7 protein-coding genes and 4 pseudogenes are annotated in these 14,450 nt (G+C 35.8%); 3 read left to right on the top strand and 8 right to left on the bottom strand.

From position 1 onward, the window contains the following. The first annotated feature begins 86 nt into the window (after window positions 1-86). Together lon and NBW36_RS03200 are read left to right on the top strand one after the other, a co-directional pair. Entirely contained in the window at window positions 87-2,564 is a 2,478-nt protein-coding gene (gene lon / locus NBW36_RS03195) for an endopeptidase La (RefSeq protein ID WP_250237718.1), read from the top strand. Between the two features lie 702 nt (window positions 2,565-3,266). Next, window positions 3,267-3,473, top strand: coding sequence for a BF3379 family histone-like protein (locus NBW36_RS03200; RefSeq protein WP_250237720.1), 207 nt, complete (start codon window positions 3,267-3,269; stop codon window positions 3,471-3,473). Between the two features lie 156 nt (window positions 3,474-3,629). Here NBW36_RS03200 and NBW36_RS03205 read toward each other — a convergent pair. From NBW36_RS03205 to NBW36_RS03260, 8 genes and pseudogenes are all read right to left on the bottom strand, one after another. Beyond that, window positions 3,630-3,737 (bottom strand): annotated as a pseudogene (locus tag NBW36_RS03205) (IS6 family transposase); the annotation flags it as partial. Between the two features lie 90 nt (window positions 3,738-3,827). Next, window positions 3,828-5,032, bottom strand: a pseudogene (locus NBW36_RS03215) (IS256 family transposase). Then, window positions 5,013-5,894: pseudogene (locus NBW36_RS03220) on the bottom strand (IS982 family transposase). Before NBW36_RS03220 ends, NBW36_RS03215 begins: the two co-directional pseudogenes overlap by 20 nt. A gap of 442 nt (window positions 5,895-6,336) precedes the next feature. Continuing rightward, entirely contained in the window at window positions 6,337-7,011 is a 675-nt protein-coding gene (locus NBW36_RS05635; RefSeq protein WP_250237726.1) for an SMI1/KNR4 family protein, read from the bottom strand. 217 nt (window positions 7,012-7,228) lie between these two features. Next, the gene (locus NBW36_RS05640; RefSeq protein WP_250237728.1) at window positions 7,229-7,957 is read right to left on the bottom strand and encodes a hypothetical protein; all 729 of its coding nucleotides are present in this window, start codon (window positions 7,955-7,957) and stop codon (window positions 7,229-7,231) included. A gap of 2,838 nt (window positions 7,958-10,795) precedes the next feature. Next, a pseudogene (locus NBW36_RS03250) lies at window positions 10,796-11,159 on the bottom strand (IS6 family transposase); the annotation flags it as partial. Between the two features lie 108 nt (window positions 11,160-11,267). Next, window positions 11,268-12,281 carry an NAD(P)H-dependent glycerol-3-phosphate dehydrogenase gene (locus NBW36_RS03255; RefSeq protein ID WP_250237732.1) on the bottom strand — a complete coding sequence of 338 codons (1,014 nt, stop codon included), beginning with the start codon at window positions 12,279-12,281 and terminating at the stop codon, window positions 11,268-11,270. Beyond that, window positions 12,253-13,881 carry a 1-acyl-sn-glycerol-3-phosphate acyltransferase gene (locus tag NBW36_RS03260; RefSeq protein ID WP_250237734.1) on the bottom strand — a complete coding sequence of 543 codons (1,629 nt, stop codon included), beginning with the start codon at window positions 13,879-13,881 and terminating at the stop codon, window positions 12,253-12,255. Before NBW36_RS03260 ends, NBW36_RS03255 begins: the two co-directional genes overlap by 29 nt. 45 nt (window positions 13,882-13,926) lie before the next feature. Here NBW36_RS03260 and ybeY point away from each other — a divergent pair, with 45 nt between their 5' ends. Beyond that, on the top strand, window positions 13,927-14,445 hold the full coding sequence (gene ybeY, locus NBW36_RS03265; protein ID WP_250237737.1) for an rRNA maturation RNase YbeY: 519 nt from the start codon (window positions 13,927-13,929) through the stop codon (window positions 14,443-14,445). Window positions 14,446-14,450 lie beyond the last annotated feature (5 nt).

Consider the following 14,450-nt stretch of genomic DNA (forward strand, 5'->3'; position numbering starts at 1 on the left):
ACTGTTTTCACTTTTCTGGCATATTATTTGCTTGTATTACCATACAAAGTGATAAAATGATAAACAGGTAAATGTAAACCAAGCATATGTACTTCAATAAGTCACTAGCAATGGATGGAAGGCTTACTTCTGCATGGGGTGAGGATGGCATAGGCGGCATGGTGGAGCTGATTGTCTCTGATAAAAAAGAACAACTCTCCGACGATAACACCCAAGGTAGAATACCCTTGTTGGCACTTCGTAATACGGTTCTTTTTCCCAATGTTGTAGTACCTATTACTGTCAAAGAAAGGCAAGCCATGCATTTGATAGAAGCCATACATGAAAGAGATGGCCTATTAGGCATCATTGCACAACGCAACCCAGAAACCTTTGAAGGTAAGCAAACAGATATTTACCTAATAGGAACATTGGCCAAAATTATTAAAATCATCAATTTACCAAATGATAAAACGATTGCTTTGGTACATGGCAAGCAAAGATTTCAAACGATCCAACTCTTTACAGAGTCATTTGGGCTAGAAGCTACCATTCAACTACTTAAAGACCAACCCTATAAAGAGGATAAAAAAGTGCTTGCACTGATGCAGTCATTGAAAGATGTTGCGATTAAGATCCTTAGATTTCGATCTGATGTTTCTAGTGAAGCAGAAGCCGCGTTGACCAATATTAAAAGTCTAGATTTTCTTACCTACTTTTTAGCTTCTAATTTAAATACAGATATCCACTATAAGCAAAAGCTACTAGAGTTAAGCAATAGCACGAAACGCGCCAACTTACTTTTAAAGCATCTTTTAAGGGAACTAGAAATTTCAGAGCTTAAAAAAGAGATTCAGGATAAAGCTCACTCTGACATTAGTCAGCAGCAACGAGATTACTACTTAAGGCAACAGGTAAAAGTCCTACAAGATGAACTAGGCGAAAATGATCTTTCCGACGAAATCGATGCATTACGTGAAAAAGGCAATAAAAAACAATGGCCTAAGGAAGTAGCAGCTTACTTTAAAAAAGCATTGGAAAAAGCGGAGCGGATGAGTCCCCATAGTCCAGAATATTCCATTAGCATCAACCATGCAGAGCTACTCGTAGATCTTCCTTGGGAAACCTATACGAAAGATAACCTAGACCTGAACCGAGCCAAGAAGATTTTTGATGCGGACCACTATGGTATTGAAAAAGTAAAAGAGCGTCTTTTAGAATATTTAGCTGTTTTACAGCTAAAAAAAAATATGAAAGGGCCTATTTTATGTTTATGTGGTCCTCCTGGGGTAGGCAAAACCTCCTTGGGTAAGTCTATTGCAAAAGCAATGGGTAGGAAATATGCACGTATTGCACTAGGTGGGTTAAATGATGAAGCTGAGGTACGTGGTCATAGAAAAACCTATATTGGCGCTATGCCTGGAAAAATTATCTATAACATTCAAAAGAGCGGCGCATCCAATCCTGTTATTGTATTAGATGAAATAGATAAAATAGATGGGATGCGTGGAGATCCCGCCTCTGCCCTACTAGAAGTCCTAGATCCAGAGCAAAACAATGCTTTTGTTGATAATTTTTTAGAGGTGCCATACGATCTTTCTAATATTTTGTTTGTAGCCACTGCCAACGCGATGGACCGTATTCCAGCTCCTTTACAAGACAGAATGGAGGTTATTGAAGTGAGTGGCTATCTTCTAGAAGAAAAGATAGAAATTGCAAAAAAATATCTTTTCCAGAAACAAAGAAAAGAACATGGCCTTAAAGCTACTGATTTAATAATACAAGATGATGCTTTGTCCACTATTATAGCAAGTTATACGCGGGAATCTGGTGTACGTGAACTATCGCGTCAATTGGCCAATATTTGCAGAAAGACTGCTAAATCCATTGCTTTAGGCAAAGCTTACACTAAAAAACTCAAACAATCAGATATTATTACTTTACTCGGTTCAGAACCATTTGATCAAACACCCTACCAAACCACGCCCCTGCCTGGTGTTTCAGTTGGCTTAGCCTGGACGGCTGCTGGTGGTGAAATTCTCTTTATAGAATCTGTGTTGAGTAAGGGAAAAGGAAAGGTTAATTTGTCTGGTCACTTAGGAGAAGTGATGAAAGAATCTGCCATGACAGCGCTTTCTTACCTAAAAGCAAATGACCAATACCTTGATGTAGCACATAGTGTATTTGAAAATTATGATTTGCACATTCATGTGCCCTCTGGCGCAGTTCCTAAGGATGGTCCTTCTGCAGGGATTACCCTTTTTACCTCATTAGCCTCCCTCTATACGCAAAAAAAGGTAAAAGACCGCTTAGCTATGACAGGAGAAATTACCTTACGGGGGGAAGTACTGCCCGTAGGTGGCATTAAAGAAAAAATTCTGGCCGCAAAACGTGTGGGCATAAAAGAGATTATACTGAGTAGCAAGAACAAAAAAGATGTGCAAGAGATTAAAGAAATCTACCGTGAAAATTTAATCATTCATTATGTAGATTCTGTAGATCAAGTTTATCGGTTGGCGCTGCAAGAACATAAAATACCTGATCCAAAGGTCTGGGATGGCAGTGACACAATAGCAAGTAAATAAAGTAAGATATACATTTACCACTGACTTGAACAGATACTAGCGCAGACGCGCAAAAAGCGTTTATTTGCTGAAAGTGCCCACCTAAAGATATAAAATCAACATCCACCCTGCAGATCCAATTAAGAGGAGTGCTTCAGGGCCAGTAGTAGCCTGGCTTACTACCAGGGAAAAAGACATTAAAAAAGCTCTTTTGTACTTTAAATTAACCTGAGTTCGGGATTAGATTATTTTTTCATTTGATAATCAATATCAATGAAAATTTATAAAATTTGTTTTATAGACAGTTAAATAGGTAGTTGAATAACAAATAATTCTGGTAATCAGTTTATTATATATATTATATTTATAAAATTAGATATAAAAACTTGTTAAATAGGTGCAAATATTAATTAAATAATTGATATTAAATTGTTGTAAATCAGTCAAATAAATCCCGAACTCATGTTAAATTAGGAAACAAACAAGAACAAAGTACCATAGAAATTGCTAAGGTCTTAGATGTATGCAACAGGTTAAAAATTTCAAGAAAGATCAGCATAATTTGATCAAAAATTATTAGATTCATAGAGTAGAAAGGTAAGCAGGAGCCAACCTTACTGAAGGCCCAGCATTTGGGTATTATCTTTAGTTAGTACCAGGAACCATAATAGACATTTTATGGGAAAATAAAACCACCTAATAAGTCTAAATAGGTATTATGCCATGAATCGATTTGAAGAATTAAAAACATTAGTACTTTCATTAGAAGATGAGTTTCATAAATTCTACGAGAAAGACAATAAAGCAGCTGGAACAAGGGTTCGTAAAGGTATGCAAACGTTAAAAAAAATTGCACAAGAAATTCGAGGGAATGTATCGGTATACAAAGCGTCTATGGGGGGGCTAAAGCGTCCAGGCAAACAATCCTAACGAGCAATTCTAAACGCTTATATCTTTTTTCTTGATAAGAAAGCAGCCCAAATATCAAGCTCTATAGAAGGATTCCCAAAATTTTGTTCTGTCGCGTCTACATTTTCGTTAGTAACGTCTTTTCTTTTAAGTGAAGTTTTGGATATATATTGGTTATTATTCGGCCATTAGCATAACAAAATTCTCAAAAGTAGAAAGATGATTTTTAGCTCCGATTACTTGTCCTTTTTGAATCATAGGAGTGTTTTCTATCCCTGCAATGGTCTAGAGTAAAGAAATGGTTGGACCACTTAAAATTAAGCATATCTATTGCTTCGGATCTGTCCACTTAAGTGTGTAAATTATTTTTTGGTTTTATTCAATTCTGTTTTCAAATTTAATTAAAAAATGTGCCATAGTCTCGCTCCAGTTATGAATAGAGGTGGTCCATTTTTTAGTCATGTAGTTAATAGTTAGATATAATGTTTTAAAAACAGCTAGATCGTTAGGGAACACTTTTTTATTTTTGGTAACTCTACGAAATTGGCTATTTACAGATTCCAAACATTTGTTGTGTAAATGACCTTACGTATGGCATTAGGGTACTGTAAAAATACCATCAGATTATCCCAGTTAGCATACTAAGATTGGGCTATTTGTGGGTATTGTTGATTCCACTTAGTAGCAAAAGCTTCTAAGGCCATCAATGCTTCTTGCTCGGTAACTGCTGTATAAATTGGTTTTAAATCAGCAACTAATACCTTTCTATGTTTATAAGAAACATACTGCAAACTACCCCTAATTGCATGAACAATACAGAGCTGATGTTCCGTTTTTGGGTATACAGCAGCAATGGCCTCAGACATGCCTGACAAATTATCTGTACATGCAATGAGCATATCGTTCATACCCCGATTTTTGAGTTCTGTTAAATTGCCTAACCAAAATTTAGCCCCTTCATTTTCACTCATCCAAAGCCCTAAAACATCCTTTATGCTAGATCTATCTATACCTAAAGCAACATAGACTGCCTTGTTGATGATGCACTTATCTTGTCTAACTTTAACTACAAAGCAATCAAAAAAAACAATAGAATAGACTGATTCTAAGGGATGATTTTGCCATATCTTAACATCTTCAATAACAGAGTCTGTGATGTTACTTATCAGGCTTTCACTTACTTCTGCGCCATATAATTCCTGTATTTGAATCTGAATATCTGACAGACTCATACCTTTAGCATGTAAAGATAAGATCTTATCATCCAAACTAGGAATTCTTGTTTGACGATTAGGCAATAAAATAGGTTCAAAAGTCGATGCTCTATCTCTGGGTACTTCAACCGATATAACGCCATTATCAGTAATAACTTGCTTACTGGATAATCTATTACGTACATTCTCTGAATCACTACGTGCATACTTATTATAACCTAAATGGTCATCCATTTCTGACTGTAATGCTTTTTCTACAAGACGCTTACTTAATTGTTTGAGTAAGCCGTCTTGATCAAAAAGTCTGGAAAGGTCTACACCTGATTCTATCAACCTCAGTTCGGGATTAGACGTATTGTGAACCAGTCATATATATATTAGTTATAGAAGGTTTTTTCTCTTTTAGTGCATAAGCTGTAATTCCAGCTATCAAATTGACTAGAAAATTAGGTATGCTTCTATGCCTGGAATGTTCTATCTGGCTAATATTTTTGAGCTGATCTATAATAGTTTCAATTATAGATCGTTTTCTAAGCATCAGTTTATCCCAGAGTGGCATAAAAGCATTTTTCATATTTTTTCTGATTTGGGTAATGAGTTCCACGCCTTTCTCGATCAGTTTTTTAAATAAATCTTTGCTTATGTAACCTTTATCGGCAAACATTTTACCCATCAAGTGTTTACATAAATTTTCTACAGGAAGCCTATCATTAGTTTTACCTGTGGTCAGTTGAAAATTCATAATTTCTCCTAAATCATTGACTATCAAGTGCAACTTTAATCCAAAAAACCAACCGATGCTGGTTTTACCTTTAGTAGCAATCGATTTAAAAACCCTGTGCGTATAGGCTCTTTTGATATGGCAAACCTTGATGGCTGTTGCATCCATAAAATAACAATCTGTTTTTGTTTTAGCAAGACTTTGTGTAAAACAGTACAAGGGAACTAACGTTCTTTGGATCAGTTCTATAAATCTATTCTAGCTTACTAACTTTCCAAATTTACTAGAATGAAATTGCTGTAAATGAATATAATAAGACTTAAAATTTCTAAAACCAATCACATGAAAGGCAATAAGAACAGTCATTATTTCACTCAAAGTTAATGAACAAGTTCTAGTGGGTTTTCTTTTAGAGTTGGTTAACAGTTGTTTTTCCATATACGGCATAAACTTTATGAGAAATTCATCAACAGTATAATATATTTCAACTAATTTTTCTACATTCATAACTGGCTCCTTTGGATAATCTGGTTAACGTGAGTTCGGGATTTATTTGACTGATTTACAAAAATTTAATATCAATTATTTAGTTAATATTTGCACCTATTTAACAAGTTTTTATATCTAATTTTATAAATATAATATATACAATAAACTGATTATCAGAATTATTTGTTATTCAACTACCTATTTAACCGTCTATAAAACAAATTTTATTAATTTTTATTAATATTGATTATCAAATGAAAAAATAATATAATCTCGAACTCACGTTACTAAGCAAATAATTACTCATATTTTGCCTTAAGTTGACACCATTGAGCGTGCATTTACGAACGATTTTGCCTAGTACCCTATTTACACAAAATGGTTTACAGGCTCTAGAGGTTGTTACAACTTGATCGGACAATCAAGTTGTAACAACCTCTACGAATCACACAACTAAATACTATTTAGTTAACTCGGAGTATTCTTCTTCTTCAGAATCTCCTTCTTCTGTTTTTATTTCATAAGCTTCAAAGAACTTATCCAAAAATTCCAAGAAATTTTTAGCAAATATCTTAGACTTACCATAACGATCCATAGAGTATATAAGCCATTTCTTATTTTTTTTATATTTTATATAATATTGATCTCCTTGATCTATTTCAGCTATTAACCAGCAGGATTTTACTTCTTCTTCTGTCATTCTATTCATCTTACAACGATTCTCAAATCCAAGTTGTTTTAATGATATATATTCAGTCTTCATTTTGCTATCAATAGTACCTTCAATAGGTCCACATATCTCAAATCCTTCTCCATATATGCATCCATATTTATTTAAAAATTCATTGTACTCTTTGTCTATATTGGGTATGTCTATACTCTTATCTAATTTTTTAATTATCTTATTTATTTCGCTATCAGATACAGATGTTCCTTGTTTAAATTTTTTTTTAGTCTTAGGTAATTCTTCTTTGATCCTTTTAGCTATAGGTGATCCTTCTTTAGAACCTTCCTCATCCAAGAACTTTTTTATCTTTTCATCTAGCTGTGTATTAATATCACCTTCACCCACACTAGGCATAGATGCTATCTTAGAACCAGATGGACGATCTGAATCACCACTTCCTTTTTCCATTTGATAACGACAACTTGATGAACAACCTAAGTGTATTATACATATGAATAATAAAAGGTATATATTTCTTGCACTTAGAATAAGATGAATTGCTTTAGAGTTCATAATATAATTAATTATTTAATTTGGTTGTTTGTCTGTATGTAATCTATTTTTTCTTCGATTTGTAAAGTTGAAATGTATCCCTGATCTACTCATGTAATGTCATATAATATCATTAGTCATGGCCAAGATTGGCCCTTCTTGTCCAGTGAGAACGAGCGTCCCTAATTACTCCTTCTTGAGGAGGATTTACTAGATTATCTATAAGTAAGGTTTTTTGTTGATGTAAAGCTTGTGGCAGCTCAATCACAATATCATTATTTTTAAGAAGATGATCTATTTCTACACTTTCCAATACGCCATTGTATAGAACATCGGGTGCTCTCCCTTCTCTTGCCCTATGCAAATTACCTGCTGGAGCGTTTGCTGAGAATAAAAGATTCCTTAGCCTAAACTCTAATACTTGTCTTTGTATCCCAGTCCTTCTATTTGTTATGTTCACTTGTCTACAGTTCCAAACTAAATTTTGAGCATCAACATTATTTGGGTTTTGAAAAAAAGCGAGCCTATTTTGCAAAGGAATGTTGTTTTGTCTATGAGTAAGAGAATGATGAAATACAAACATAAAATGCTTTCTTATGTCATTATGATTAGGATCTACACCTCCTACAAATCCACTCTGTTCTAATAAATCAATTTTATCAACTAATTCCCGGATCAATGGCTCATTTGCTTGTTGTGCTTGTCCTAATAGATCCTGACTTGTAATAGGAGTTATATTCGACTTGTTCCGCCCAATAGAGCTGCAAGATTGTAAGGAAAAACTAAAAAACCATAATAATAATACAGTTAATGAAATGAATGCATATTTTTTGTTCCCATATATCTTTATCATACTTACCATAAGCCAAACTTAAATTCAGAATATTAATAGCACCTTGAATAATTCAATTCAATAAGTGTACAAAAGATTAATAAAATCTACAAATAATTATAGTCATACAACTTAATTGTTAAGTTAATATATATCTATATGTCTCATATTCAATATTATAATTTATTTAGGTTTATCATTCATGGTATTTAACACTGGAAATAAAATTCTTAAGGGAAAATGTTTATTTAGGTTATAGTCTAATGACATACTATAAACTTACCTAAAACGTGTGCCATTAAAGTCTATTTTTTAATATATTCACGCATTTTCAGTAGCGTCTTAGACGCTAAATTTACATTCCTAAAGATGAATGGACAAAAAATAGGATATGTGCATGTGAGCACAATTAGAACAAAACATAGAACGATAACTAGACAATATTCCACTAGATCGTGTCTTTATAGATAGAGCCAGTGGAAAAGATAAAAATAGACCCCAGTTAGAACTGTTATTGGATTTTGTCCGCCAAGGAAATATTGTCTTTGTGCATAGTATGGACCGAATGGTCAGAAACCTAGAAGATCTGAGAGGCATTATCAAGTACCTTACAGGTAAAGGCGTGCAAGTTAAATTTATAAAAGAAAACCTTACTTTTTCTGGTGAAGATACACCACTATCTACCGGTTCTGTCGCGTCTATATTTTCGTTAGTAACGTCTTTTCTTTTAAGTGAAGTTTTGGATATATATTGGTTATTATTCGGCCATTAGCATAACAAAATTCTCAAAAGTAGAAAGATGATTTTTAGCTCCGATTACTTGTCCTTTTTGAATCATAGGAATGTTTTCTATCTCTACAATGGTCTAGAGTAAAGAAATGGTTGGACCACTTAAAATTAAGCATATCTATTGCTTCTGATTGCTCGCAATACAGTAGCTGACTAACTTGATTCTTCATTGTTTACCCATTCCCTTCTCATCCTAAGGTACGTTCAGTTTTCCCGAATAGGGCGGTCCGACAGTCTTCTTCATAAACTTTGCACAACTCTCTCAGGATACTTAATCATTCCACTACCAATGTACAACATCCCCATTGTATAGAGTTTGCTATTGGGATAGCTTTGCCACCCACACCCACGGCCTTTTCTTCTATGGGTTAAGTATCTGCGAAATCGGTTATTAATAAAGTTCTGCAATCTAACAAAAGCTTCACTGGAATTCGTATGTTTAAAATAGTTAACCCATCCTAACACTACTGGTTTTATTTGCTCGATGAATGTTTGAGGTTTGATTGGTGCTTTTCTACAAGTCAGGTATTTTAGTCTGTTACGGATGCTTTGTTGGGATTGTTTCGTTGGAAATACATAAATGCTATTTCTGCCACTTGTTGGACTCTTTCTTTTTACAAAGTAAAAACCTATGAAGTTAAAGCCTTCTTTCAGTTTCGTTATTCGTGTCTTTTGGTGGTTAATAATGAGCGATAACCTCCTTACTAATTCTGTGAATTTCTCCAGCGCTAAGCTAGCACTCTTACGACATACCAAAATTGCATCATCACAATACCTATGCAAGGTTGCGCTTAGCTTTTCTGGATACCCCCTTGAGTGCCACACTTGGTCTATAACATTTAGGTAGATATTACTATACAACGGTGATATTGGTGATCCTTGCGGTACTCCAACTTTCTTGCATGTAATTTTACCTTGTTTTACTATTGACGTTGTTAGGGTTTGTTTAATTAGCTTCAACATACTGCCATCTGCTATCCTTTTACTAATAAGTTTTAATAACTTTTCATGTGGGATGCTAATAAAGTATGATTGAAAATCAATCTCAACTACGCCCCATGCCTGCTGGTATAGATCTTCTCGGATCACTAAACTCGCTTGTTTGGCTCCTCGTTTCGGTCTATAGCCGTATGAACATTCATGAAAATCAGCTTCGAAGATCGGTTCAATGACTATTTTCATTGCTGTGAGCACTATGAGATCTTCTACGGTCATTACCTCTAGTGGCCTTGTTCCACCTTTAGCTTTGGGTATTTCTACCAACCTGCTTGAGGTAAATTTGTATAGCTTTGCGCGTAGTTGCTGCTGCAATTTATTGATAATCTTTGCCTCACCTTGATCTATTATATCACTTATGCTTTTACCATCAATTCCTGCTGAACCTTGATTTGCTTTGACTTGACGCCAAGCTTCCCAAAGTACATCTTTTAGATAAATTTTATCATATATACTATAAAATCTGACTTCCTTACATTGCTTGGATTTGAGATATAGAGTTCTTTGGAGTTGCTGAACTTTTAATGTTCCGTTCATAGCTTTAGGGCAATCAGACATTCTCAACTCTTTTAAACTCGTTAACTGAAGTAGGGTCCCTTTCCTCTTGAGTGGTTTCCCAATCAATACGAACGGTATTATAGACCCCGCGGACTTCTGATATCACCCTTATTGATTTCGCTTTACTTATACAATAAAGTTTCCAGTGGCCTACTGGATTCATATCAGATCTCCCGGACTACGATGTGAAACATTCATAGCGTGCAACCCCTAACACCCTGGCACTTGTATGATGGTCATGGTCTATTTTTTCCATCCTACTATCAGCCTTCCTGTAGCCACTAGATAGTCGGCAAATGCGCTTAAACGGCTTAACGAGGCTAATTTAGGTTCACTTTTGTTGCAGCCCGCTATTTTGCAGATGCATTTAAAGGTAACTTAAACCTGTGAATCACCCCACAAATCCAACCTCCTGCTAGATTCCCGAAATAGACAAATTAGAGTCAGGGGACTTACACCCCATTTGTTGCACACCTGTGCCGGCGTGCAATGGCTGCAGACTTAAAACACTTAAAACTAAGCAAAAGCTGCAGACTTGTCTCTATGCTCAGATAGAAAAAAGTCAACTGTATCACCATAACGATCTACTGTTCTATATAAATAGATCCACTTCCTGTTTAGTTTAACATAGGTCTCATCCATTCTCCAACTACCACCAACTGGTCGTTTTCTTTTGCTTACTGCTTCATCTATTAAGAGGAACAAACTTAATAACCCATCTTTGTAGCGTAGAATGATCAACTCTTGTGCCTCTCATACGCATCATCTCTTCCAAATCTCTATAGCTCAAGGAAAAACGATACTTCATCTAGACAAATAACAGGATGACTTCTGCTGAAGAACAATAGCCCTTAAAATAAGGTAATAATTTGGGCGAAATATTAAACATAATAACTACTTTTTTAACTGCAGATACTAAAATAATGATTTTTTAGAATAAACGCGACAAAACCTATTATTGAATATTTAATGGCTCGAATCAGTAGATCTACCCGAATCACACATCAAACAAGCCATCAAGTCCTTGCTTCAATGGAAGTTCGTCAAAAAGAATGCGATAGATGATTTCCGTAATGGGCGCCTTCCTCCCATAAGATTGCATCAACTGGTGAATGGCTTTAACCGTTTGCACCCCTTCGGAAACCTCTTTTGTTGTGCTCAAGACATCGGCCAGCGTTTCACCGTTGGCCAAACGGTAGCCAATGGTATAGTTTCTACTAACCGTGCTGCCACAAGTGGCTATTAAATCTCCTAGACCAGCTGGCCCTAATAAGGCATTTTTGCTGATGCGCATAGTAGTCATGATATAACGCATTTCTGAGATGGCCATGGTCATGAAAAAAGCATAGGTATTAGATTGATACCCCATGCCTCCTATTATACCCGCACCAATAGCAAAAATATTTTTCAGCACACTACATACTTCTACACTGAGCAAATCATGCGTCGTGTAGACACGAAACCAGTCATTGGTTAAAAGCTGCTCTCCTACAGATAAAACCTTTTGAGTAGCACTGGCAACGACTGTAACAGCGGGATGCTTTTTAACCAAATCTGTAGACAAATTAGGACCAGCCAAGCAACCAATTTGTTGCACCACTGTTTCTTGCATGATTACTTCACTCATAGTAGCCACATGGCGTCTGGTCAATGTATCATCATCTTGGGCAAAATCGAATCCCTTGGTTCCATGTATTAGTATGTGGTCTGGTCTGAGATCTGAAGCGATCTGTTGCATCAATCCACGAAATTTAGCAGCAGGTACTACTGGAAAGATCACAGAACAAGTGCGCAAGACCATTACCAAATCATTCGTAACAACTACATTAGCTGATAATAGTTGATCCGCAACGCTACGGCTTATTTGCCAGGCGCAAGCATGTTCCGCTTTATGCATATACAAGCACACACGGTTTACATTAGGTGCCACTAAGTTTGCAACAGCAGTACCAAACTTTCCAGCCCCTAAAACCGCTACCACTTTATTGCGAAAAAGGTACTTCGAGGCCATAACCAGTAAGTCTATTGTGATAATAATATAATATCAAAAGATCTTGAATAACTAAATCACCACTTTCCGTTACCACTAATGGTGCTTGGGCATGGTATATTCCCAATTTAGTCCATCCATCTTTGGCAATAGCCTCCAACGGACCATCCCGTACAATAGGCGCAAAATCTATTTTTTGCGCTGTATAAAGCAATTGCAACGCTGTATACGTATGCCCAAATGCCACCATAAAATCGACATGATGGATGGTAACATCCGTTAGATCCATTGAAAATCCTTCTTTTTTTTGAGCCAATTCATAAGCTACAAAAGCTACTAAGTGACTACTTAGTACGGTATTAATACGATAATAAGCTGCTACAATTTTACGACTCAGTGTTTGTACATAGTCATCTGACCGTTTTCTAGTAGGCGTTTTTATGGGCAAATTGAGAAACTGTTGATATAAGTCTATTTCCTGACCTTGATCATCATAACTACGTCCCTCTATGTCTACCCTATTCCCCATTACATCTAAAGGCGTACCTATATTAATGAATATTTCTGAACCCTTAAATAATATATTTTTGCTGAATAGAAGGTTGGTATAACAACAACTTTGCTCGGCCAAAGATGCTGCAACACTTTCTATTTGAACCGATTCACCTATCAATTGACAGGCCTCTAACACACAATGATAATTTAGTACTATGGGCACAATAAAAAGCTTCTTAGCATTTGCCCCTTGGTTTTGAAAGTTACTTTCTTGTGCTTCAAAAGGGGTACCTAATAATCCTAATTTCAAATCAGTCTCTATCGCACCCAAGCGGCTACGGGTTCCACCCGGATAAAATAGCATATGGCAGCCCCATTCTAGTGTAAGACACGCATAATCTTTCTGTGCTTGTAAATAGGGTATGGTCTTTTTGCGGCGATCTACCTTATAGGTGCCTAGCTTATTAAAAACATACCGAAACCCCTTATTATTAAACAAATTCAATCCTGCTCCCCAAGTCAAAGGGGGTAATCCTAATTGTTTCATAGCCAATCCTATCACAACAGAATCCCAATTGCTGGTATGAGTAGGTACCAAAACAATCGTCCCTATTTTCGCCAATGCGCGAATGGTATCCGTTTGACCCATCAAATGAAATTTTTCCTGTAACCTTTTGTGGCGAGTGGTCCAACGTTCTGCTCCGGATCCAAAACAATGGGGCTTAAGCAGATGTATAAAGGTATGGTGCATACCTTTGGATATATACTCATAATGGCGCACACTAAAACAGCTGCAAATCTCCCTTACATATCGCTCTATAACATTTTTTAAAAGCTTAGTGGCTTCCACTTTACTTTCAATGGACAAAGCGATAGTCTCCCAAAAGGAACGGTCATCCTTAGGATCACAGCTCCATGGATCTGATGCCATTCTAGCCAATTCTCTAGAAGTTGTTTGCGCTAATATCTGGTAAAGCGCTCCATCTATTGGATAACGTGCGCACAAAGATTTAAAACTTTTATCCACGACTGCCCTTAAAAAAGCTTTGTGGTGTTTATGAAGTATGGTAATGGGCCAACGACTGGCTTGAGGCTCAATAGGTATAAACTGATCTTGGGTAGACATATTGTATCTTTTTAACGAAATAAGCCGTAATTTACGGCCAAATGGATGAGATTAAAAAGCTTACCTGATCGTTTGGTATTGCAAGATAATAAGATCAAAATGAATATTTATTATTTTTCAGAAGAAATTAGTTTTAGACTAAGACAAAAAAGAAAAATTTCTGCTTGGTTACAAACGGTTATCAAACAAGAAGGATACACACTAGATCATCTTAACTTTATTTTTTGTTCGGATAACTATTTGCATGCCAAAAATATAACCTATTTAGGACATGACACTTTAACGGATGTAATTACATTTAACTATTCCACAGGTGCAAAAACCATCTTAGGAGATGTGTATATAAGCATTGAACGTGTCGGCGAAAATGCTAAAATATATAACCGAACAATGGAAGAAGAACTCTATACAGTAATGGTACATGGTCTATTGCACCTGTTGGCCTACAATGATCAAAAATCAGAAGATCAATTGATTATGAGAGAAAAAGAAACCTTTTATTTGAACCAGTTAGGACGATATTTAGCGTTAAAAGAACGAACGCTATGTACAATGGAAGCATAGATTAC

This window comes from Cardinium endosymbiont of Oedothorax gibbosus, from assembly GCF_936981045.1.
Taxonomy (GTDB): Bacteria; Bacteroidota; Bacteroidia; order Cytophagales; family Amoebophilaceae; genus Cardinium.